Genomic DNA, 23479 nt, shown 5'->3' on the forward strand with positions numbered 1-23479 from the left:
GTACGATGAGCAAAGAAGTACTGCTGGTTGTTGAGTCGGTATCCAATGAAAAGGGCGTACCGGCTAACGTAATTTTTGAAGCGCTGGAGCTCGCTCTGGCCACGGCTACCAAAAAGCGTTTCGAGGACGAAGTCGATCTGCGTGTGGAAATCAACCGCCACACCGGTGCCTACGAGACTTTCCGTCGCTGGACGGTTGTCGAAGAAGCCGACCTGGACGATCCGGCCATCGAAACCTGGCCGAGCAAGGTTGCTGAAACGCATCCTGGTGCCAAAGTTGGCGATGTCGTCGAAGAGAAGATCGAGTCCATCGAATTCGGCCGTATCGCTGCACAGACTGCCAAGCAAGTCATCGTGCAGAAGGTTCGCGAAGCCGAGCGCGCCCAGGTTGTTGACGCTTACCGCGAGCGCCTGGGTGAAATCATCTCCGGCACCGTGAAAAAAGTCACCCGCGACAACGTGATCGTCGATCTGGGTAACAACGCCGAGGCGTTGCTGGCCCGTGAAGACATCATTTCTCGCGAAACTTTCCGGGTTGGCGTGCGCTTGCGTGCGCTGCTCAAGGAAATCCGCACCGAGAACCGCGGCCCGCAGTTGATCCTGTCGCGTACCGCGCCGGAAATGCTGATCGAGTTGTTCCGCATCGAAGTGCCGGAAATTGCCGAAGGCCTGATCGAAGTGATGGCTGCGTCCCGTGATCCGGGCTCGCGCGCCAAGATCGCCGTACGCTCCAAGGACAAACGCATCGACCCGCAGGGCGCGTGCATTGGTATGCGCGGTTCGCGCGTCCAGGCAGTGTCGGGCGAGTTGGGCGGTGAGCGTGTGGACATCGTCCTGTGGGACGACAACCCGGCTCAGTTCGTGATCAACGCCATGTCCCCGGCCGAGGTTGCGGCAATTATCGTTGACGAAGATGCCCATGCAATGGACATCGCCGTCGGCGCAGACAATCTGGCTCAGGCCATTGGTCGTGGTGGTCAGAACGTGCGTCTGGCCAGCCAGTTGACTGGCTGGACCCTGAACGTGATGACCGAATCGGACATCCAGGCTAAACAGCAAGCAGAAACCGGCGACATCCTGCGCAACTTCATCGACGAGCTGGAAGTCGACGAAGATCTGGCACAGGTGCTGGTTGATGAAGGCTTCACCAGCCTGGAAGAGATTGCCTACGTACCGCTGGAAGAAATGCTCAACATCGACGGCTTTGACGAAGACACCGTCAACGAGCTTCGCGCTCGTGCCAAGGATCGTTTGTTGACCAAAGCCATCGCTACTGAGGAAAAGCTGGCAGACGCCCATCCGGCCGAAGACCTGCTCTCGCTTGAGGGTATGGACAAGGATTTGGCGATGGAACTGGCGGTGCGCGGCGTAATTACCCGCGAAGACCTGGCCGAGCAGTCTATTGACGACCTGCTCGACATCGACGGCATTGACGATGATCGTGCCGGCAAGTTGATCATGGCCGCCCGAGCCCACTGGTTCGAGTAATTAGGCGCGGCCTGAGGAGAGAAATGCATGACGCAAGTCACGGTGAAACAACTGGCCGATGAGGTCAAAACACCGGTAGAGCGCCTGTTGCAGCAGATGCGTGAGGCAGGTCTGCCGCACACCGCCGCCGAAGAAAGTGTGACTGACAGTGAGAAGCAATCGTTGCTGACTCACTTGAAGAGCAGCCACAAGGCGAAAGTGGAAGAACCACGCAAGATTACGCTGCAGCGTAAAACCACCAGCACCCTGCGTGTTGCTGGCAGCAAGAGCATCAGCGTTGAAGTACGCAAGAAGAAAGTCTTCGTACAGCGCAGCCCGGAAGAAATCGAAGCCGAGCGCAAGCGTGAACTGGATGAACGTCGCGCAGTAGAAAATGCTGCACGTCAGAAGGCTGAAGAAGAAGCCAAGCGTCGCGCCGAAGAAGAAGCGCGTCGCCAGCCAGCTGCTGCGCCGACCGCCCCAGCCCAACCTGTTGCAGCGCCAGCTGCGGTGGCCGAGCCTGTGCGCGAAAGCGCGCCGGTCGTGGCAGCCGCTCCGGCACCTGCAGCCGATGCCCGCAAGCGCGACGAACAGCGTCGTCCGGACAAACCACGTGCCGACGACAACAATCGTCGCGGTGGCGGCGATGGCGAGCGCAAAAACGCTCCGCATCGTGCTTCGGTCAAGGAAAAGGCGCCTGCGCCACGCGTTGCCCCACGTACTACCGACGAAGAAAGCGATGGCTTCCGTCGTGGTGGTCGCGGCAAGGCCAAGCTGAAGAAGCGCAACGCCCACGGTTTCCAGAGCCCTACCGGCCCTGTCGTGCGCGAAGTGAAGATCGGCGAGACCATCACTGTGGGCGATCTGGCCCAGCAGATGTCGGTCAAGGCAGCTGAAATCATCAAGTTCATGTTCAAACTGGGTACTCCAGCGACCATCAACCAGGTACTGGACCAGGAAACTGCCCAGCTGGTTGCCGAAGAGCTGGGCCACAAAGTGACCCTGGTCAGCGACACCGCCCTGGAAGATTCCCTGGCCGAGTCCCTGAAGTTTGAAGGCGAGGCTGTTTCCCGTGCGCCGGTCGTGACCGTAATGGGCCACGTTGACCACGGTAAGACTTCCCTGCTCGACTACATCCGTCGTGCCAAGGTAGCTGCTGGCGAAGCCGGTGGTATCACCCAGCACATCGGTGCGTACCACGTTGAAACCGACCGTGGCATGGTGACGTTCCTCGACACCCCTGGTCACGCCGCGTTTACCGCAATGCGTGCCCGTGGTGCCAAGGCGACCGACATTGTGATCCTGGTGGTTGCAGCGGACGACGGCGTAATGCCGCAAACCATCGAAGCTGTTCAGCACGCCCAGGCTGCTGGCGTTCCGCTGGTTGTCGCTGTGAACAAGATCGACAAGCCAGGTGCTGACCTCGATCGCATCCGTAGCGAACTGTCGGTACACGGCGTGACGTCGGAAGAGTGGGGTGGTGACACTCCGTTCGTACCGGTTTCGGCGAAGATGGGTACTGGCGTCGACGAATTGCTCGAAGCGGTACTGCTGCAAGCCGAGGTCCTGGAACTGACTGCAACGCCATCGGCTCCTGGCCGTGGTGTGGTGGTTGAATCCCGCCTCGACAAGGGCCGCGGTCCGGTGGCTACCGTGCTGGTTCAAGACGGTACCCTGCGCCAGGGCGACATGGTCCTGGTCGGTTCGAACTATGGCCGTGTTCGCGCCATGCTCGACGAGAACGGCAAGCCAATCAAGGAAGCCGGTCCGGCCATCCCTGTCGAGATCCTCGGCCTGGACGGTACCCCGGACGCTGGCGACGAGATGAGCGTGGTTGCCGACGAGAAGAAGGCCCGTGAAGTGGCTCTGTTCCGTCAAGGCAAGTTCCGCGAAGTCAAACTGGCTCGCGCTCACGCCGGCAAGCTGGAAAACATCTTCGAAAACATGGGTCAGGAAGAGAAGAAGACGCTCAACATCGTCCTCAAATCCGACGTCCGTGGTTCGCTGGAAGCGTTGAACGGTGCCCTGAACGGCCTGGGCAACGACGAAGTGCAAGTGCGCGTGGTCGGTGGCGGTGTCGGTGGTATCACCGAATCCGACGCCAACCTGGCACTGGCTTCCAACGCTGTACTGTTCGGCTTCAACGTGCGTGCCGATGCCGGCGCTCGCAAGATCGTCGAGCAGGAAGGTCTGGATATGCGTTACTACAACGTGATCTACGACATCATCGAAGACGTCAAGAAAGCCCTGACCGGTATGCTCGGCAGCGACGTTCGCGAGAACATCCTGGGCATCGCCGAAGTGCGTGACGTGTTCCGTTCGCCGAAGTTTGGCGCGATCGCCGGTTGCATGGTGATCGAAGGTGTTGTTCACCGTAACCGTCCAATCCGTGTACTGCGTGAAGACATCGTTATCTTCGAAGGCGAGCTGGAATCCCTGCGCCGCTTCAAGGATGACGCTTCCGAAGTACGTGCCGGCATGGAATGCGGTATCGGCGTGAAGAGCTACAACGACGTCAAGGTCGGTGACAAGATCGAAGTCTTCGAGAAGGTCCAGGTTGCTCGCAGCCTCTAACTCGCGCACTTCAAGAGCCGTGATGGCCAGCCGCATGCAATTGCGCGGCGCATCGCCCGGACTCTAAACGCAACGCCCGGTCTGGCTTTTGTCAGGCCGGGCGTTTGCCGCTTTCAGACCTCACGGGTTTCACCGTGGGGCAGTAACAGGTAACAAGACATGGCAAAAGAATACAGCCGTACCCAACGTATCGGCGATCAGATGCAGCGCGAGCTGGCACAACTGATCCGTCGTGAAGTCAAAGACCCGCGCGTCGGCCTGGTCACCATTACCGCTGTGGAAGTCAGCCGTGACGTCGGTCACGCCAAGATCTTCATCACCGTTATGGGTCAGGACAGCCACGAAGACATCGCGCAAAGCATCAAGGTGCTCAACTCCGCCGCCGGTTTCCTGCGCATGCAGCTGGCTCGCGAGATGAAGCTGCGCAGCGTTCCGCAGTTACACTTCCACTACGATGAAAGCGTCGTGCGCGGTGCGCATCTGTCGGCCTTGATCGAGCGCGCAGTGGCTGAAGACAACCAGCACTCGGTTGCGGCACAAGCCGAAGACACCAAGGAGTAATCGGTGGCTCAGGTCAAACGTATCCGTCGTAACGTCAGCGGCATCATCCTGCTCGACAAGCCGCTGGGGTTCACCTCCAACGCCGCCTTGCAGAAGGTCCGCTGGTTGCTCAACGCCGAGAAGGCCGGACACACCGGCAGCCTCGATCCGCTGGCCACCGGCGTGTTGCCGCTGTGCTTCGGTGAGGCCACCAAGTTCTCGCAATACCTGCTCGATTCCGACAAGGGTTACGAAACCCTGGCGCAACTGGGCAAGACCACCACCACGGCAGATGCCGAAGGTGAGGTTTTGCAGGAGCGCCCGGTGACCGTTGGTCGCGCCGATATCGAAGCTGTGTTGCCGCAATTTCGTGGGCAAATCAGTCAGATACCGCCGATGTACTCGGCTCTCAAGCGTGATGGGCAACCCCTGTACAAGCTGGCCCGTGCAGGTGAAGTAGTGGAGCGCGAACCGCGTTCTGTTACTATTACGCGCTTGGAATTGCTGGCCTTCGAAGGGGATACTGCGCGGCTTGCGGTGGATTGCACCAAAGGCACCTATATTCGCACCCTGGTGGAGGATATCGGTGAGCAACTCGGTTGTGGCGCTTACGTTGCAGAACTGCGACGTACCCAGGCCGGGCCATTCACCCTGGCGCAGACCGTTACCCTCGAAGAGCTGGAAGCGGTACATGCCGAAGGCGGCAACGAGGCGGTCGACCGCTTCCTGATGCCATCGGACAGCGGCCTGCTGGATTGGCCACTGTTGCAGTTCTCGGAAGCGAGCGCGTTCTACTGGCTCAATGGCCAGCCGGTACGCGCCCCGGATGCCCCGAAGTTCGGCATGGTACGGGTACAGGATCACAATGGTCGCTTCATCGGTATCGGTGAAGTGAGCGAAGACGGGCGCATCGCGCCACGTCGATTGATTCGGTCAGAATGACCGGACGAGTGTGGCTGTCAGCAGGCACGGTCACTACTCATTTTTAGATACAGGGATTTGTCCCTGGCCTGTTGAAACTGTTTTTGAAACAGTTTCCTGATAAAAGGATTGCCACATGGCTCTCGACGTTCAAGAAAAAGCTCAAATCGTAGCTGACTACCAGCAAGCTGTTGGTGACACTGGTTCGCCAGAAGTGCAAGTTGCACTGCTGACCGCCAACATCAACAAACTGCAAGGTCACTTCAAGGCCAACGGTAAAGACCACCACTCCCGTCGTGGTCTGATCCGCATGGTTAACCAGCGTCGTAAGCTGCTGGACTACCTGAAAGGCAAGGACGTGAGCCGTTACAGCGCTCTGATCGCTCGCCTGGGTCTGCGTCGCTAATAAGCGATTGCGCTAGAGGTTGGTTGTCTGTCGTGCGTCAGCGGGTTTCCGCGGGCGCATGGCAGGCTCCCAGCCTCAAGTTTTATCTGGATACTCGTTTTGCCCGTGTAAGAGCACCCAGGACAACCCGTCGGGCCGATTCCCGGCGTTGCCCAAGAATTTCGCAAGAACCCAGTTTCCCCAAGAGCCACAAAAGAAGGTAGGACACCGTGAACCCGGTAATCAAAAAATTCCAGTTCGGTCAGTCGACCGTTACCCTCGAGACTGGCCGTATCGCCCGTCAGGCCTCCGGCGCAGTATTGGTCACCGTTGACGACGACGTCAGCGTATTGGTGACCGTCGTTGGTGCCAAGCAAGCCGATCCAGGCAAGGGTTTCTTCCCTCTGTCCGTTCACTACCAGGAAAAGACTTACGCTGCCGGTAAGATCCCTGGCGGTTTCTTCAAGCGCGAAGGCCGTCCTTCCGAGAAAGAAACCCTGACTTCCCGACTGATCGACCGTCCGATCCGTCCGCTGTTCCCTGAAGGCTTCATGAACGAAGTGCAGGTTGTCTGCACCGTCGTGTCCACCAGCAAGAAGACCGATCCGGACATCGCTGCGATGATCGGTACCTCGGCTGCCCTGGCCATCTCCGGCATTCCTTTCGATGGCCCGATCGGCGCTGCCCGCGTTGCCTTCCACGAAAGCACCGGCTACCTGCTGAACCCGACTTACGAGCAGCAAGCTGCTTCGAGCCTGGACATGGTCGTTGCCGGTACTTCGGACGCTGTGCTGATGGTTGAATCGGAAGCCAAAGAGCTGACCGAAGACCAGATGCTGGGCGCGGTACTGTTCGCTCACGACGAGTTCCAGGTTGTGATCAACGCCGTTAAAGAACTGGCCGCTGAAGCTGCCAAGCCAACCTGGACCTGGGCTCCTGCGCCAGAAGCCACCGAACTGCTGGGCGCTATCCGTGCCGAGTTCGGCGAAGCGATCTCCCAGGCCTACACCATCACCGTCAAGGCTGACCGTTACGCTCGCCTGGGTGAGCTGAAGGATCAGGTTGTTGCCAAACTGTCCGGTGAAGAAGGCCAGCCTTCTTCCAGCGAAGTCAAAGCGGCTTTCGGCGAAATCGAATACCGCACCGTTCGCGAAAACATCGTTAACGGCAAGCCACGTATCGACGGTCGCGACACCAAGACCGTACGTCCGCTGAACATCGAAGTCGGTGTTCTGCCAAAAACCCACGGTTCGGCTCTGTTCACCCGTGGCGAAACCCAGGCTCTGGTAGTCGCGACTCTGGGTACTGCCCGTGATGCACAGCTGCTGGACACCCTGGAAGGCGAGAAGAAAGACCCGTTCATGCTGCACTACAACTTCCCTCCGTTCTCGGTAGGCGAGTGTGGTCGCATGGGTGGCGCCGGTCGTCGTGAAATCGGTCACGGCCGTCTGGCCCGTCGTTCGGTTTCGGCCATGTTGCCTGCCGCTGCCGACTTCCCGTACACCATCCGTGTGGTATCGGAAATCACCGAATCCAACGGTTCGAGCTCGATGGCTTCCGTTTGCGGCGCTTCCCTGGCGCTGATGGACGCTGGTGTACCGATGAAGGCGCCGGTTGCCGGTATCGCCATGGGTCTGGTTAAAGAGGGCGAGAAGTTCGCCGTCCTGACCGACATCCTCGGTGACGAAGACCACCTGGGCGACATGGACTTCAAGGTAGCCGGTACGGCCAAAGGTGTGACCGCGCTGCAGATGGACATCAAGATCAAGGGCATCACCGAAGAGATCATGGAAATCGCCCTGGGCCAAGCCCTGGAAGCGCGCCTGAACATCCTCGGCCAGATGAACCAGATCATTGGCCAGTCGCGTACCGAACTGTCGGCCAACGCTCCTACCATGATCGCGATGAAAATCGACACCGACAAAATCCGTGATGTCATCGGTAAAGGCGGCGCGACCATTCGTGCGATCTGTGAAGAGACCAAGGCTTCGATCGACATCGAAGACGACGGCTCGATCAAGATCTTCGGCGAAACCAAGGAAGCTGCAGAAGCTGCACGTCAGCGCGTTCTGGGTATCACCGCTGAAGCCGAAATCGGCAAGATCTACGTGGGTAAAGTTGAACGCATCGTCGACTTCGGCGCATTCGTCAACATCCTGCCTGGCAAGGACGGCCTGGTTCACATCTCCATGCTGAGCGATGCTCGCGTCGAGAAAGTGACCGACATCCTGAAAGAAGGCCAGGAAGTGGAAGTGCTGGTACTGGACGTGGACAACCGCGGCCGTATCAAGCTGTCCATCAAGGACGTAGCAGCAGCCAAGGCCTCGGGCGTTTAATCACCCGCCGCGCCTGATCGATGCCCCGCCGTGAAAACGGCGGGGCATTTTTTTTGTGTACGCAAACGTCAAAAGATCGCAGGCCGTAATCTTTTGATTTTAACGGTGTTCGAAGTTGCCTGACCCCATGGTCAGTGCTAGGTTTAGCCCACTGCCCGTGTAGCTCAGTCGGTAGAGCAGCGCACTCGTAACGCGAAGGTCGCAGGTTCGATTCCTGTCTCGGGCACCAGCGACACGTTGTTTTCAGATGATCCCGAATGGTTCTGAAGGCCAGAAAAGCCGGGCTTCAAGCGGTTTTTTTGCGTCAGAGAGATCCTTGATGATCCAGATCCATCTTCCATTCCCCAGATCAACGAGAACGCCATGACCGTTAAAGAACTGACTCAAGAAGCCAGACACGAAGAAGCCCTCAAGAAGTACGTGCTGGACGTGCCCCATTTGCTGGAAGAGATCAAGGACTTGCCACCCGAAGATCAGAAGGACCAGATCCAATGGGCGTTCGAGGATGAAGCTGAAGCCCAGGGCTTGCAGCCGTGGGAGCTGACGCTCAAGTACACCTCGACCCCGGAAGAATACGAGGCAAAGCGCCTGGAGCTGCACAGGGAAGCAGCCGAGGTGCTGGGTGTTGAGTGGGAGGAGTACTGCGAGATGAACAATCTGGTGGTCTGACAAAAGCGCTCTTGTAGGAGCACGGCTTGCCGGCGATAGCGTCCTTCAGATTGCCATCGCCGGCAAGCCGTGCTCCTACAGGCGTTATCAGAGGCTCAGTCGCATCGACAGATCGACAGCCTTCACATCCTTGGTCATCGCACCAATCGAAATGTAATCCACCCCGGTTTCGGCAATCGGCAGCAACGTGCTTTCGTTGATCCCGCCGCTGGCCTCCAGCTTTGCCTTGCCGTTGTTCAGGCGTACGGCTTCGCGCATGTCATCCAGGCTCAGCTCGTCCAGCATGATGATGTCGGCACCTGCCTCCAGGGCTTCCTTGAGCTCATCCAGGCTTTCCACTTCGATCTCTACCGGCTTGCCAGGTGCAATCTTGTGTGCGGCGGCGATGGCCTGCGGAATGCCACCGCTGGCGGCGATATGGTTTTCCTTGATCAGGAAGGCGTCATACAGGCCGATGCGGTGGTTGTGGCAACCGCCGCAGGTCACGGCGTACTTCTGCGCCAGGCGCAGCCCCGGCAGGGTCTTGCGGGTGTCGAGCAGTTTCACCTGGGTTTGTGCAACGAAGTCTGCCAGTTGCTGCGCGCGAGTGGCGACGCCGGAGAGCATTTGCAGGAAGTTCAGCGCGCTACGTTCGCCCGTCAGCAGCGAACGGGCCGGCCCTTCGAGGTGGAACAACACCTGGTTGGGCTTGACCCGCTCGCCATCGGCGACCTGCCAATGCACCGCAACTCGTGGGTCCAGCTGGCGAAACACGTTATCCACCCACGCTGTGCCACAGATGACGGCAGCGTCGCGGGTGATGATGGTGGCTTTGGCCAGGCGTTCGGCCGGGATCAGCTGTGCGGTGATGTCGCCGCTGCCGATGTCTTCGCGCAACGCGCGGCGCACGTTGGCTTCGATTTCGGCGTTCAAGTCGGCGAGACGTAGATTCGGCATAAGGCACTCCACAAACAAAGTGCCTCGATTATAGGGCCATGGTACTGAGCAACCCAAGGCGTCAGCACAGATCCCAGTGTTCTGAAGCCTGCATTTGGTCGATTGCGTGTGTGATCGACATTCAGGAGTCGCCTCCTTTTCCAGCTCAGTGCGCACCGGGGTGGCGCAAGGGCTCCCTTTACCCGATAATTCGCCTTGGATTTGACGTCATGACTTTGACGGCTGAGAATTTCAGGAGGCTGGATGCACAACGACGGGAATGTAGTGCCTTTGCGCAGGGTCGCCAGCGACCAGGCGACGCAACCGCCACTCGCCCGCTTGCCTGTCATTGTGCTGCAGGTTCGCGACAAAGCTACGCAACAGCTCAGGCAGGGCTTGCAGGCGCTGTTTGATAATGCCGACGGTACCCTCTTCGAAATGGCCGACCAGGCACTCGATGATGCCGAGCAGAACCTTTTCTTTGAAGCGATGCGCGACTTGCGCTTGAAGCGAAAAAGTATCGAACGATTGTTTTTCGAGCAATTGTTCAAGGCGTTCATCAACCTCGGCCAATGCGACCTCGCTTACAGGGTCCTGCCTCGCTCATTGTCTGCCAATGCCAGCGCTGCGCCGCGGGATGACGGGCCTGAGCGCAACCTGGCCGTTCAAGCGATGGTCAACAAGACGCTCTACCGCGACGGCTTCGCCCTTGATCAACTCACCGCCCGCCTCAGTACGTTGTTGGGCAGGACGCTGATCGAGCAGCACAATCCCCTGGGGCCGACGGTGCTCTGCAAGTGCTTCCTGGCGGCCGCGCGCCATCTGGGCGTGGACATCGAGGTCAAGCTGATCATCCTCCAGCTGTTCGATCGCTATGTGCTCAGTGGCGCTGGCCAGCTTTACGCCCAGGCCAACCAACTGTTGATCGCCACCGGCGTATTGCCCGGCCTCGCGCCTCCCCCTACAAGCGACACGATGGATAACAAAGCAGCTGGTGCGCTTCCTCCTGACGAACGCCGTCGCAGCGAACTGCTGGAGCAGCGGATTCGTGATGCCGAAGAAGAGTGTGCCCAGACCTCTGTGGCCCGCCAGCAAGTCGAGCAGGCGTTGAATCAGGCACTACTGGGCAAGAGATTGCCCCACAGTGTGCTTGCGTTCGTGCACGAGGCCTGGAGCAACGTGTTGTTACTGACCTGCCTCAAGCATGGCCATCTGTCGATGCAGTGGCAGGCTGATGTGCAGACCATGGAGCAATTGATCTGGAGCGTCCGGCGTCATGACTCGCCCGATGCTCGTGAGCATTTGTTGACGATGGTTCCGGGGTTGCTCAAGTCATTGCGCGAGGGGCTGGGCAGTTCGGCGTTTGATCCGTTTGCCACCCGCGCGTTTTTCAGCGAGCTGGAGCGCTTGCACGTTCAATTGCTCGAGCATCCGGGGCATCCGCCAGCAAGTGCGACGATGGTGGTCGAGGTTTTGGAGCCATTCCTTCTGTCAGCGGCTGAGGACGGTCCCTGCGACACTGCTCGCTTGCCCGACGTGCAGCGTCTCAATCGCGTCAAGTGATCGCTCCCGATGGGCTATCGCGGCATACTGGGCGCCAACACAGTCGTCGTTGAAGGAAACTGTATGCAGCTGGACCCTGCGAGCGGTTGGTGCAAAGGCGTGCATTTATGCCCCTCGCCCAACTTCAATGCGCGCCCCGAGGGCGAAATTTCCCTGTTGGTGATCCACAACATCAGCCTGCCGCCAGCGCAGTTCAAGACGGGTAAGGTGCAGGAATTCTTCCAGAACCGCCTGGATGTCACCGAGCATCCCTACTTTGAAGGGATCGCCGACCTGCGGGTGTCTGCGCATTTTCTGATCGAGCGTGATGGCACCGTCACCCAGTTTGTCTCATGCCTTGAGCGCGCCTGGCATGCGGGCGTTTCGAGTTTTGAAGGGCGGGAAACCTGTAACGATTTTTCCATAGGCATCGAACTCGAAGGCACGGATGATCTGCCATTCGACGATGCGCAATATCGAGCGTTGACGACCCTGACCCGGAAGTTGCAATCGGCGTTTCCAGCCATCACCACGCAACGCATCTGTGGGCACAGCGATATCGCCCCTGGACGCAAGACCGATCCGGGACCCGCGTTCGACTGGACACGCTTTCGCGCAGCCTTGGCACAAGAGGAAGGATAATGAGTTTTCTGGTGCTGCTGTTGGCAGTGTGGATCGAGAAATTTTCGGCCCTGCGCCACCGGGTTCAACACGACGGTGGCTGGGTTCGGGAACTGAACAAGCTTGAACTCAGCCCGCGTCTGGTGAAGCGTCCGTGGCTGGTCCTGGCTGTGCTGGTGTTGTTCCCAGTGGCAGTGCTGGGCTTGCTGCTGGTGGTGCTCGACCCTGTAGCCTACGGTCTATTGGCGCTGCCGGTGCATTTGCTGGTGGTCATCTACAGTCTGGGGCGCGGTGATCTGCTGGGCGCTCTCGGGCCCTTCCGCGATGCCTGGCGTCGTGAAGACCTGCAAGCGGCGGCTCATGTGGCCAAGCGTGATCTGGACATCTGCGCCGACAATGCCGAGCAACTGCTGGAGCGGGTCGAAGGGCATTTGCTGTGGGAGGCCTACCAGAGCTTTTTCGCGATAATTTTCTGGTACTTCCTGCTGGGGCCGGTCGCTGCGCTAAGTTATCGATTGCTGGCCCTGGCCGAAGAGCACGGGCAAAACCCGGCCGTGGTCGTGCGCGCCGCGCAACTGCGGCATGCATTCGACTGGGTCCCGGTGCGCCTGTTGGCAGCGAGCTTTGCCCTGGTCGGCAACTTTGTCGCGGTCAGCCGGGTGATGTTGCACGAGCTGTTGAACTGGAACATCAGCGCTGCCCAATTGATCGAAAAGGTCGGACTGGTAGCCGGTGAAATTCCAGCCCCGGTGGTAGGGCCCGAAGGCATCCATAATCTCGACCGTATCTGGGAGTTGCTACTGCGGGCGGCAGTGCTCTGGTATGCGGGTTTTGCGTTGTGGACGGTTCTGCCGTAGGGGCCGGCTTGCCGGCAAATCGGCCGTTGCGGTGTACCTGTAGCACCGCGTCATTTCTTCGCCTTGTAGGAGCCAGGCTTGCCGGCGAACCAGGCGCTGCGGTGTATCTTTCGCACCGTGTCATCGTTCTTCGCCTGTAGGAGCCAGGCTTGCCGGCGAACCAGGCGCCGCGGTGTATCTGTCGCACCGCGTAATCGTTCTTCGCGGGCAAGTCGGATCGCCGCCCGCTCGCTCCTACAGGCGAACCAGACGAAGGGGGGTGTCGGTCATGCCACCCTCCACAGATTTTGCATTCCGTTAACCTTAAGTTACAAAACACTCCCCTGATTTACGCTATACAGAGCTAGCGCCGAATACTGGCTATCTGCTTTCTCGCTGCGCTCGCCAATAAAAATAAGAAATCCAAGGGAGACTTCCAGTGAAGAGCTTGCTCTATCCCGCCGTCGCACTGATGAACCGCCTGAGCTTCGGCATGAAGTTCAGCCTGATCAGCGTACTGTTCCTGGTGCCGATGCTGGTAACCAACTTCTACCTGGTACGTGATTCATATCGCGAGTTCCAGGGCACCCGGGTCGAACTGCAGAGCCTGGACCTGTTGGGCAGCAGCCTCGCGTTACGGCGTGATCTGGAAACCCTGAACAATCTTGTCCAGATCAACGTCGCCCTGGGCCAGTCGGGCAAGGCGGGGAATGTCGAGACGCAGATTAGTACCCTTGAACAAGGTGTCCTGGCACGCTTGCAGGGGTTGACGGCGATGGCCCGCGATCCCGAGCAGATCGTGCTGTTCAATGCCAAGCGCGATGAAATGATCAACGCGTTCAAAGCTCAACAAACGGAAAAGTCCCTGCAAAGCAAAAGTGCGCTGATCGGCAAACTGCTCGGCAATGCGCAAGTTTTCGGCCAGATCATCGCCAGCCAGGCCGGCCTGAGCCACGACAGCCAGAGTGACATGCGCCAGCTGAGCGAACTCGTCACCAACGTCACGCCGCGCATCACCCAGATGCTCGGCGAAGGGCGCGCATTGGGCGCCTCTTCCCTGGGCCAGGGGTTTCTCAATTCGTCGTCGAGCACGCGTTTCGATGAGTTGCTGGCACAAATCGACAAGCTCCATGCCGAGTACGGCTTGAAACTGCAGGACGCAACGGGCTCGAGCCACGCCGCGCGCGAAACCCTGGCTGCCCAGGCTGACAGCAGCAAGGTCTCGTTGAAAAAGGCCAGTGAGCTGTTCGAAGAACAGGTGGTGATGGCCGACACGCTCGATGCACCGTGGCAGGCCTTTTACGATCAGGTCTCGGCGCTGATGGGCCAAACCTATCAACTCAATGAAGCCACCTTGAAATTTCTCGGCACGCAGTTGCAACAGCGCCTGGAACAGAACCGCACGCACATGATTTTGCAAGCCGTGGCACTGTCGGTGGTGTTTGTGCTGATCTTTTACCTGTACGGCGGCTTCTACGCCTCGACCCGCACCACCCTCAAGCGTCTTGGCGAGGTCATGGATAAAGTGGCGGCCGGCGACATGACGGTCACTTTCAACGCCCATAGTCGCGATGAGCTGGGCGAGTTGGGCGAGGTGTTCAACGGCACCGTGAAACAGATCCATGACTTGATCGAGCGTGTCGGGCAAACCGTCGGCGAGGTCGAGCGCCAGGCCGGACAAGTCGAGAGTGTCTCGGCGCAAAGCAACCAGGCCGTGGCCGGGCAGCGCTCGCAGATCGAGCAGGTTGCCACGGCGATGAACCAGATGTCGGCCACCTCCCTTGAGGTGGCGCGCAGTGCTGCCGCCGCCGTCAGCAGTGCCCACAGCGTCAACGACGAAACGGTGAGCGGTCGTGGGCTGGTGGAGTCGCAGCAGGGCAGCATCGCCGCCCTGGCCAGCGAAATCGATCAATCGGTGCAGGTGATCAACCAGCTGGCCAGCGACAGCCAGTCAATCAGTCGTGTGCTGGAAGTGATCAAGAGCATCGCCGAACAGACCAACTTGCTGGCACTCAATGCCGCCATCGAGGCCGCCAGGGCGGGTGAGCAGGGGCGCGGGTTTGCGGTGGTGGCGGATGAAGTCCGCACCCTGGCCAAGCGCACCCAGCAATCGACCGAAGAGATCGAACAGATGATCGCCAAGCTGCACGGCGGTGTCGGGGCCGCGGTCAAGGCGATGGGCGTCAGTCATGAGATGGCTAACGGAACGGTAGGGCAGTCGGAAAAGGTCCAGAAGGCCCTGGATAATATCCTGGGGGCTGTCGGCATGATCGTCGACCAGAATCAGCAGATTGCCGCGGCTGTGGAACAGCAGACCGCCGTGGCCCACGATATCGACCAGAACATTGTCGAGATCAATCGTGCCGGCGAACGCACGGCCGAAGGTGCGCACCAGACGGAGGATGCCAGTCGCGCGCTGTCGGCGCAGGTGGTGGAGCTCAAACAGTTGATCAGCGCGTTCCGGGTCTGAAAACTCTGTAGTACCCCTTCCCAATGCCCGCAGGAAAGCTCCTGTTTTCCTGCGGCTTCTTGTTTTTCGTCTTCAATGAAGGATTATCCACGTCACTGACCGCATGGAGGAGGCACGGTTATGGCTGTCGCAACACTTGGTATCCAGGGTCGCTGTGCACATTGCCAGCGCACGCTATTGCTCAAGCCCTGGCAACTCAATGCCATTGCAATCAACGAAGCATTCACCTGTACCCACTGTCAGAAAGCCCTGCAACTGTGCGATCCGAAACAGATCAGGCGCTTCAAGTCCCTGGACTCGTTGGCCATGTTGAAGGCCAGCCTGCTGATCATGATTTGCAGCACATTGCTGGTGGCGTTGGTATTGGAATGGATCGGAATGCTCAGCGTCGTGGAGCAACTGAATGTTTCGCTGGTGGCGATTTTCGTCTACTTCGTTGCCCTTCGATTCGCTCGCCAGCGTCAGCACATGACGCTGATTCTCGAGGCCGCCAAGGCCCACGTCGACTAATTACCAGTTGAACAATTCACGGGCATTGGCGCTGCTGGCGCTGGCCAGCTGTTCGGGGGCGAGCGACATGATTTGCGCCAGTGCCCCACAGATCGCCGGCAAGTGCACCGGGCTGTTGCGCTGGCCGGGGAACATGGCGGGCGCCATGTCCGGCGAGTCGGTTTCCAGTACCACCGATTCCAGCGGCAAGCGGGCGAGCACGCGGTGCATGCGCAGTGCCTGGGGCCAGGTCGCAGCGCCTCCAAGACCGAGTTTGAAACCGAGTTTGATGTATTCGCGCGCTTCTTCCTGGCTGCCCGCGAAGGCATGGATGATCCCGGCGCGTTTCAATTTGAAACGCTTGAGCGTGGCAATCACCGCCGCATGACTGCGGCGCACATGGATCAGGGCGGGTAAATTGAAATCCACCGCCAGTTGCAACTGCACGTCGAACAACGCTTGCTGGCGTTCACGGTCCAGGGTTTCGATGAAGTAGTCCAGGCCGATCTCGCCCACCGCACACAGCTGGCGATGGCCGGCCAATCGCGTCAACCAGTCGCCCAGTTCGGTCAGATGTTCGGGGCGATGATCCTCCAGGTACACCGGGTGCAAACCGAATGCCGCATGCAGGTCGGGATCGCTTTGCACCAGTTCCCAGACGCGCTGCCAATTGCCCTGGTAAACCCCCAGCACCACCATCTGCCGCACCCCGAGCGCTCGGCTTTGGGCCATCAGCGCCTGACGATCCGCGTCGAAGTCGGGGAAGTCCAGGTGGGTGTGGGTGTCGATCAGGTCCATGGCTCAGTCCTTGCGAATACGTTGTTTGAACGTCCGCGCGATGGCCAGTACACCGGGTTGGTAATCGGATTGTTCAATGGCCGCCAGCGCGAGTGCCAGGGCCTTGTCGGCAATCAATTGGTGTTGCTGTGCCATGGCGTTCACCGGCAGCGGCAGGAAATCCAGCAACTGGGTGTCACCAAATGTGCCGAGGCGCAGCGGGCGGGTTTTCAGCGGGAAGTCGTGCAACGCATCGAACACACCCTGCAGCAGTACATAGGACGTGGTCACCAGTGCCTCGGGCAAATGCCCGACGCGCTGGATCAGTTCTTCCATCAACTGCTTGCCACACTCACGGCTGAACGAATCAGCGTGTTCGATCAGCACCTCGCCGTCGTAGCCGACCAGGGCCTCCTTGAAGCCGGCGGCCCGTTCCTGGCTGATGCTCAATTCGGGACGGGCGCCGATCAAGGCGATCTGTTTGGGCAACGGATCAAGCAGGCTTTGGGTCAGGTGCAGGCTGGCCTCGCGGTCGTCGCTGATCACCGAGCAGAAGTATTCAGGCTCCATGACCCGGTCGATGGCGATGATCGGAATGCCTTTGGATTGCAGCTGGCGGTAGCTATCGTCACCGGGCGGCAGGCAACTGGCGACGATCAGGGCGTCACAGCGGCGGGCGCGGAACAGTTGCAGCAGTTGCCGTTCACTGTCCGGTGCATCGTCGGAGCTGGCAATCAACAGCTGGTAGCCACGCGCCCGGGCGCCTTGTTCCAGGAGCTTGGCGATCCGCGCGTAACTGGGGTTTTCCAGGTCCGGCAGAATGAAGCCCAAGGTTCGGGTGTGGCGACTGCGCAGGCCGGCCGCCTGGGGGTTAGGCGTGAAACCATGTTCTTCGACCACCGCACGCACGCGCTCAACGGTGGCGCTGCTGATGCGTTGCTGTTCGGCCTTGCCATTGATGACGTAACTGGCGGTGGTGACGGACACACCGGCCAGCTGGGCTATATCACTGAGTTTCAACCCGCTATTCCTTGTTTTTTCGAGCTTGCCTCGACATTTTCACCAATCCTACCCGATTCAGGCAGGCGACCTGGGTCACAACGCATCCGACAAGTTGGACTTCAACGATGCAACATTATCGAGTAACGTGCCAATCACTCTAGATTAAACGATTCAGCAAGCGTATTTTCTACGTTAATGGCTGCTTTGGCTGGATCTGCCGTGAAACCGCCGAAGATTGTTTTAAGACAAAGGCCTAAGCTGAATCATTCAAAAACAATACCTGGCGCCCCAAGGGTGCCAACAGGAGACAGCATGCTCGAGCTCACCATAGAGCAGATATCCATGGGCCAGTCGGCTGTGGATAAATCCGCCGCGCTGCAACTGCTGGCCAGGCACCTGGTTGCCGATGGCCTGGTTGACGAGGGCTACCTCGCTGGCTTGCAGGCACGCGAAGCCCAGGGCTCGACCTTTCTCGGTCAAGGTATTGCCATCCCCCACGGTACGCCTGAAACCCGCGACCAGGTGTTTTCCACAGGCGTGCGCCTGATGCAATTTCCCGACGGCGTGGATTGGGGCGACGGACAGATCGTCTACCTGGCGATCGGCATTGCCGCCAAATCCGACGAACACCTGCGCCTGCTGCAACTGCTGACCCGCGCCCTCGGCGAGACCGACCTGGGCCAGGCCTTGCGTCGCGCCAGCAGCGCCGAGGCCTTGCTGAAACTGCTGCAAGGCGCGCCGCAAGAACTGGCACTGGATGCGCAGATGATCGGCCTGGGCGTTGCTGCCGAAGATTTTGAAGAGCTGGTCTGGCGCGGCGCGCGTTTGCTGCGTCAGGCCGACTGTGTCAGCAACGGTTTTTCCGCCGTGTTGCAGCAAGTCGAAGCGCTGCCGCTGGGCGATGGCCTGTGGTGGCTGCACAGTGAACAAACGGTCAAGCGTCCAGGGTTGGCGTTCGTCACGCCGGACAAACCGCTGCGCTACCTCGGTCAACCCCTGAGCGGCCTGTTTTGCCTGGCCAGCCTCGGCGAGGCCCATCAAGCGTTGCTCGAACGCCTGTGTGCATTGCTGATCGAAGGTCGCGGCCATGAGCTGGGCCGTGCCACCAGTTGCCGTGCGGTGCTTGAAGTGCTCGGCGGTGAACTGCCGGCGGACTGGCCAAGCGCACGCATTGCGCTGGCCAACGCCCACGGCCTGCACGCCCGTCCGGCGAAGATCCTCGCGCAGCTGGCGAAAAGTTTCGAGGGCGAGATCCGCATCCGCATCGTCGATGGCCAGGACAGCGCGGTGTCGGTAAAGAGCTTGAGCAAACTGCTCAGCCTCGGCGCCCGTCGCGGTCAGGTGCTGGAGATCATCGCCGAGCCGAGCATCGCTGCCGATGCCTTGCCCGCCCTGTTGGCCGCCATCGAAGAAGGCCTCGGTGAAGAAGTCGAGCCGTTGCCAGCGGTGAGCCAGCCGCGTGAAGAAGCGGTCGAGCAAGTCCAAGTGCTGCTCGCCCCGGCGTCCGGCAGTCTGGTGCAGGCCATCGCCGCCGCCCCGGGAATCGCCATTGGTCCGGCGCATATCCAGGTGCTGCAAACCATCGATTACCCGCTGCGCGGAGAGTCCGCCGCCGTCGAGCGTGAACGTCTCAAGCAAGCGTTGACGCACGTGCGCCAGGACATCGGTGGCTTGATCGAGCGCAGCAAGGCCAAGGCCATCCGCGAGATTTTCATCACCCACCAGGAAATGCTCGACGACCCGGAATTGACCGATGAGGTCGACACCCGTCTCAAGCAGGGCGAAAGCGCGGAAGCGGCGTGGATGTCCGTGATCGAAGCCGCCGCCAGGCAACAGGAATCCTTGCAGGACGCCTTGCTCGCCGAGCGCGCCGCCGACTTGCGCGACATCGGCCGTCGAGTGCTGGCGCAACTTAGCGGTGTCGAAACCCCGAATGAACCGGAGCAACCGTACATTCTGGTGATGGACGAAGTCGGTCCGTCCGATGTGGCGCGTCTTGATCCAACCCGTGTCGCCGGCATTCTCACCGCCCGGGGTGGCGCCACCGCCCACAGCGCGATTGTCGCGCGGGCCTTGGGGATTCCAGCGCTGGTCGGCGCCGGTGCGGCAGTGTTGCTGCTGGCACCGGGCACGCCGCTGTTGATCGATGGCCAGCGCGGTCGTTTGCATGTGGACGCCGACGCGGCGACCTTGCAGCGTGCCACCCAGGAGCGCGACACCCGCGAGCAACGCCTGAAAGCCGCTGCCGAACAACGCCATCAACCGGCGTTGACCACCGACGGGCATGCCGTCGAAGTGTTCGCCAATATCGGTGAAAGCGCCGGCGTCACCAGCGCGGTGGAGCAGGGCGCCGAAGGCATCGGTCTGCTGCGCACCGAGCTGATTTTCATGGCCCACCCGCAAGCGCCGGACGAGGCGACCCAGGAAGCCGAATACCGCCGCGTACTCGATGGCCTGGCCGGTCGACCGCTGGTGGTACGCACCCTTGATGTCGGTGGCGATAAACCGCTGCCGTATTGGCCGATCGCCAAGGAAGAAAACCCGTTCCTCGGCGTGCGTGGCATTCGCCTGACCCTGCAACGGCCGCAGATCATGGAAGCCCAGTTGCGCGCCTTGCTGCGTGCCGCCGACAACCGCCCGCTGCGGATCATGTTCCCGATGGTCGGCAGCGTCGACGAGTGGCGCCAGGCACGGGACATGACTGAACGCCTGCGCCTGGAAATTCCGGTGGCGGACCTGCAATTGGGCATCATGATCGAAGTGCCCTCGGCGGCCTTGCTGGCGCCGGTGCTGGCCAAGGAAGTCGACTTTTTCAGCGTCGGCACCAATGACCTGACGCAATACACCCTGGCCATCGACCGTGGGCATCCAACCTTGTCGGCCCAGGCCGATGGCTTGCATCCGGCGGTGCTGCAACTGATCGACATCACCGTGCGCGCGGCCCATGCCCATGGCAAGTGGGTCGGCGTGTGCGGCGAGCTGGCGGCTGATCCGCTGGCGGTGCCAGTGCTGGTCGGCCTGGGTGTGGACGAGCTCAGTGTCGGCGGGCGCAGCATTGCCGAGGTCAAGGCGCGGGTTCGCGAACTCAGCCTGGCCCAGGCTCAAACCCTTGCCCAACAGGCACTTGCCGTGGGCAGCGCGAATGAAGTGCGCGCATTAGTGGAGGCTTTGTAATGGCCAGGATTTTAACCCTGACTCTCAACCCGGCGCTGGACCTCACCGTCCAGCTTGCGCACCTGGAACCGGGTCAGGTTAACCGCAGTGACACCATGCACACCCACGCCGCCGGCAAAGGGGTGAACGTGGCGCAGGTGTTGGCGGACCTCGGGCATCAATTGACCGTCAGCGGTTTTCTCGGTGAGGACAATCTGCAAGCGTTCGAAACGCTGTTCGCCAAACGCGGTTTTGTCGATGCGTTTATTCGTGTTCCTGGCGAGACGCGCAGCAACATCAAGCTGGCGGAAAGCGATGGGCGCATCACCGACCTCAATGGCCCGGGACCGCTGGTCAGTCCGTCGGCGCAGCAGGCATTGCTCGAGCGCCTCGATCGGATTGCGCCGGGGCATGATGCGGTCGTGGTTGCCGGCAGCCTGCCACAGGGCATCAGTGCGCATTGGTTGCAGGCATTGATCCTGCGCTTGAAAAGTCTCGGCCTTAGGGTCGCTCTCGATACCAGTGGCGAGGCATTGGCGGCGGCGCTCAAGGCCGGTCCGTGGCTGATCAAGCCCAACACCGAAGAACTGGCCGACGTGCTCGATCGCGAGGTGATTTCCACCACGGCCCAGGCCGAAGCGGCGAGCCGCCTGCACGCGCAAGGCATCGAGCATGTGGTGATTTCCCACGGTGCCGAGGGTGTGAACTGGTTCAGCGTCGGCTCGGCGTTGCATGCCACGCCGCCGAAGGTCAGCGTCGCCAGTACGGTAGGCGCGGGCGACTCATTGCTGGCCGGCATGCTCCACGGGTTGCTCAGCGCCGATACGCCTGAACAAACCTTGCGCACCGCCACGGCGATTGCCGCGATGGCGGTCACCCAGATCGGTTTCGGTATCAGCGATGCGGCGCAACTGGCGCAGCTCGAACAGGGTGTGCGCGTGCGCCCCCTGACAGAACAATAAGAGGGTTGGTCATGAAGTTAGCCATTGTTACTGCCTGCCCGAACGGCATGGTCACCAGTGTGCTGTGTGCCCGTTTGCTCGATGCAGCGGCCCAGCGTCAGGGCTGGAGCACCAGCGTCGAGATCAGCGATGCGGCGCATCCCGAGCGGCAACTGTCCACCGCCACGATCGAGGCTGCCGAATGGGTGTTGCTGGTGACCAGCGCGCCTGTGGATATGTCGCGTTTCGTCGGTAAGCGCTTGTTCCAGAGCACCCCGGCCCAGGCGCTGCAGGATGTCGAAGCGGTGTTGCGCCGCGGTGCTGAAGAGGCCCGGGTGTATGTCGCACCTACAGCTGTGGTCGAGCCGGTTGCCGTCGTAAAAAACGCGCCGCGACTGGTTGCCGTGACGGCCTGTCCGACCGGTGTCGCCCACACCTTCATGGCCGCCGAAGCCTTGCAGCAAGCAGCCAAGCGCCTGGGCTATGACTTGCAGGTGGAAACCCAGGGCTCGGTCGGTGCACGCAATCCGCTGAGCAGCGACGCGATTGCCGACGCCGACGTGGTGCTGCTGGCGGCGGACATCGAAGTCGCCACCGAGCGTTTTGCCGGCAAGAAAATCTATCGCTGCGGCACCGGCATTGCCCTCAAGCAAGCTGAAGCGACCTTGAAAAAAGCGCTGGCGGAGGGCAAGCAGGAAACCGCCTCAACCGGTCCCAAGGGGCCGGCCAAACAAGAGAAGACCGGGGTCTACAAACACCTGTTGACCGGCGTGTCGTTCATGTTGCCGATGGTGGTGGCCGGCGGTCTGATGATCGCCTTGTCGTTCGTGTTCGGTATCACCGCTTTCAAGGAAGAGGGAACACTGGCGGCGGCGCTGATGCAGATCGGCGGCGACACCGCGTTCAAGCTTATGGTGCCGCTGCTGGCAGGCTACATCGCCTATTCGATTGCCGACCGTCCGGGCCTGGCGCCGGGAATGATCGGCGGCCTGCTGGCCAGCACCCTGGGCGCCGGTTTTATCGGCGGGATCATTGCCGGTTTCCTCGCCGGTTATGCGGCCCAGGCGATCAATCGTTATGCGCGGTTACCGCAGAGCCTTGAGGCGCTGAAACCGATCCTGATCATCCCGTTGCTGGCGAGCCTGTTTACCGGCCTGGTGATGATCTACGTGGTCGGCAAGCCGGTGGCGGGCATGCTCTCCGGGCTCACGCATTTCCTTGACAGCATGGGCACCACCAACGCGATTCTGCTTGGCGTGCTGCTGGGCGGCATGATGTGCGTCGACCTTGGCGGGCCGATCAACAAGGCCGCGTATGCGTTTTCGGTCGGGCTGCTGGCGTCCCAGAGTTATGCACCGATGGCGGCAACCATGGCCGCGGGCATGGTGCCGCCGATCGGCCTGGGCATCGCCACGTTCATCGCCCGGCGCAAGTTCGCCCAGACTGAACGCGAGGCGGGTAAAGCGGCCTTGGTGCTGGGGCTGTGCTTCATCTCCGAAGGCGCGATTCCGTTTGCCGCGAAAGACCCGCTGCGGGTGATCCCGGCGAGCATTGCCGGCGGTGCGCTGACCGGTGCCTTGTCGATGTATTTCGGCTGCAAGTTGATGGCGCCCCATGGTGGGTTGTTCGTGTTGGCGATTCCGAATGCGATCAACCATGCGCTGCTGTATCTGCTGGCGATTGTCGCGGGGAGTTTGTTGACTGCGGTGGTGTATGCGCTGGTCAAGCGACCGGAGGTGGTGGAGTTGGCGGTGGAGCCCGTCAGCGCCTGACCCCGGTGCCTTGTAGGAGCGAGCATGCTCGCGATGGTCGTGAACGATAGCGCGTAAAACCAGATGCCCA

18 protein-coding genes and 1 tRNA gene are annotated in these 23479 nt (G+C 60.4%); 16 read left to right on the forward strand and 3 right to left on the reverse strand.

Annotated elements, in window-relative coordinates; translation table 11 throughout:
• The first annotated feature begins 5 nt into the window (after positions 1-5).
• The 8 genes from nusA (at position 6) to OH720_RS03615 (ending at position 8891) form a co-directional block, all read left to right on the forward strand.
• Positions 6-1487, forward strand: a complete 1482-nt coding sequence (gene nusA, locus OH720_RS03580) for a transcription termination factor NusA (protein WP_008057419.1) — start codon at positions 6-8, stop codon at positions 1485-1487.
• Between the two features lie 27 nt (positions 1488-1514).
• The gene (gene infB, locus OH720_RS03585; RefSeq protein ID WP_272604587.1) at positions 1515-4040 is read left to right on the forward strand and encodes a translation initiation factor IF-2; all 2526 of its coding nucleotides are present in this window, start codon (positions 1515-1517) and stop codon (positions 4038-4040) included.
• Between the two features lie 159 nt (positions 4041-4199).
• Complete coding sequence (gene rbfA / locus OH720_RS03590) at positions 4200-4601, forward strand: 30S ribosome-binding factor RbfA (protein WP_008057429.1); 402 nt, start codon at positions 4200-4202, stop codon at positions 4599-4601.
• Positions 4602-4604: 3 nt separating this feature from the next.
• Complete coding sequence (gene truB / locus OH720_RS03595; protein WP_020796537.1) at positions 4605-5522, forward strand: tRNA pseudouridine(55) synthase TruB; 918 nt, start codon at positions 4605-4607, stop codon at positions 5520-5522.
• 115 nt (positions 5523-5637) lie between these two features.
• Entirely contained in the window at positions 5638-5907 is a 270-nt protein-coding gene (rpsO, locus tag OH720_RS03600) for a 30S ribosomal protein S15 (protein WP_011332409.1), read from the forward strand.
• A 209-nt stretch (positions 5908-6116) separates the two neighbouring features.
• The gene (gene pnp, locus OH720_RS03605; RefSeq protein ID WP_272604588.1) at positions 6117-8222 is read left to right on the forward strand and encodes a polyribonucleotide nucleotidyltransferase; all 2106 of its coding nucleotides are present in this window, start codon (positions 6117-6119) and stop codon (positions 8220-8222) included.
• 153 nt (positions 8223-8375) lie between these two features.
• Positions 8376-8451, forward strand: a tRNA-Thr gene (locus OH720_RS03610).
• A gap of 134 nt (positions 8452-8585) precedes the next feature.
• Positions 8586-8891 carry a DUF6388 family protein gene (locus OH720_RS03615; protein WP_272604589.1) on the forward strand — a complete coding sequence of 102 codons (306 nt, stop codon included), beginning with the start codon at positions 8586-8588 and terminating at the stop codon, positions 8889-8891.
• An 87-nt stretch (positions 8892-8978) separates the two neighbouring features.
• Here OH720_RS03615 and nadC read toward each other — a convergent pair whose 3' ends face one another.
• Positions 8979-9827: a carboxylating nicotinate-nucleotide diphosphorylase gene (gene nadC / locus OH720_RS03620; protein WP_008057434.1), complete on the reverse strand. Its 849-nt coding sequence runs from the start codon at positions 9825-9827 to the stop codon at positions 8979-8981.
• 243 nt (positions 9828-10070) lie between these two features.
• Here nadC and OH720_RS03625 point away from each other — a divergent pair, with 243 nt between their 5' ends.
• The 5 genes from OH720_RS03625 (at position 10071) to OH720_RS03645 (ending at position 15785) form a co-directional block, all read left to right on the forward strand.
• Positions 10071-11369, forward strand: coding sequence for a DUF1631 family protein (locus OH720_RS03625; protein ID WP_272604590.1), 1299 nt, complete (start codon positions 10071-10073; stop codon positions 11367-11369).
• Positions 11370-11432: 63 nt separating this feature from the next.
• Entirely contained in the window at positions 11433-11990 is a 558-nt protein-coding gene (gene ampD / locus OH720_RS03630; protein WP_272604591.1) for a 1,6-anhydro-N-acetylmuramyl-L-alanine amidase AmpD, read from the forward strand.
• Positions 11990-12826, forward strand: a complete 837-nt coding sequence (gene ampE, locus OH720_RS03635; RefSeq protein ID WP_272604592.1) for a regulatory signaling modulator protein AmpE — start codon at positions 11990-11992, stop codon at positions 12824-12826. Before ampD ends, ampE begins: the two co-directional genes overlap by 1 nt.
• Before the next feature lie 1744 nt (positions 12827-14570).
• The gene (locus OH720_RS31775) at positions 14571-15275 is read left to right on the forward strand and encodes a methyl-accepting chemotaxis protein (protein WP_401313791.1); all 705 of its coding nucleotides are present in this window, start codon (positions 14571-14573) and stop codon (positions 15273-15275) included.
• Positions 15276-15395: 120 nt separating this feature from the next.
• Positions 15396-15785, forward strand: a complete 390-nt coding sequence (locus OH720_RS03645; protein WP_008057440.1) for a hypothetical protein — start codon at positions 15396-15398, stop codon at positions 15783-15785.
• Here OH720_RS03645 and OH720_RS03650 read toward each other — a convergent pair whose 3' ends face one another.
• Positions 15786-16562, reverse strand: coding sequence for a TatD family hydrolase (locus OH720_RS03650; RefSeq protein ID WP_272604594.1), 777 nt, complete (start codon positions 16560-16562; stop codon positions 15786-15788).
• A 3-nt stretch (positions 16563-16565) separates the two neighbouring features.
• Positions 16566-17561, reverse strand: a complete 996-nt coding sequence (gene cra, locus OH720_RS03655; RefSeq protein WP_272604595.1) for a catabolite repressor/activator — start codon at positions 17559-17561, stop codon at positions 16566-16568.
• A 294-nt stretch (positions 17562-17855) separates the two neighbouring features.
• Here cra and ptsP point away from each other — a divergent pair, with 294 nt between their 5' ends.
• Genes ptsP through OH720_RS03670 form a run of 3 tightly spaced genes read left to right on the forward strand, consistent with a single transcriptional unit; the run spans position 17856 to position 23409 of the window.
• Complete coding sequence (ptsP, locus tag OH720_RS03660) at positions 17856-20717, forward strand: phosphoenolpyruvate--protein phosphotransferase (protein ID WP_272604596.1); 2862 nt, start codon at positions 17856-17858, stop codon at positions 20715-20717.
• The gene (gene pfkB, locus OH720_RS03665; RefSeq protein ID WP_272604597.1) at positions 20717-21658 is read left to right on the forward strand and encodes a 1-phosphofructokinase; all 942 of its coding nucleotides are present in this window, start codon (positions 20717-20719) and stop codon (positions 21656-21658) included. The genes ptsP and pfkB overlap by 1 nt, the downstream gene beginning before the upstream one ends.
• Before the next feature lie 11 nt (positions 21659-21669).
• A complete protein-coding gene (locus tag OH720_RS03670; RefSeq protein ID WP_272604598.1) occupies positions 21670-23409 on the forward strand; it encodes a PTS fructose-like transporter subunit IIB in 1740 nt (579 codons plus the stop codon).
• Positions 23410-23479: the final 70 nt, after the last annotated feature.

This window comes from Pseudomonas sp. WJP1 (assembly GCF_028471945.1).
Taxonomy (GTDB): domain Bacteria; phylum Pseudomonadota; class Gammaproteobacteria; order Pseudomonadales; family Pseudomonadaceae; genus Aquipseudomonas.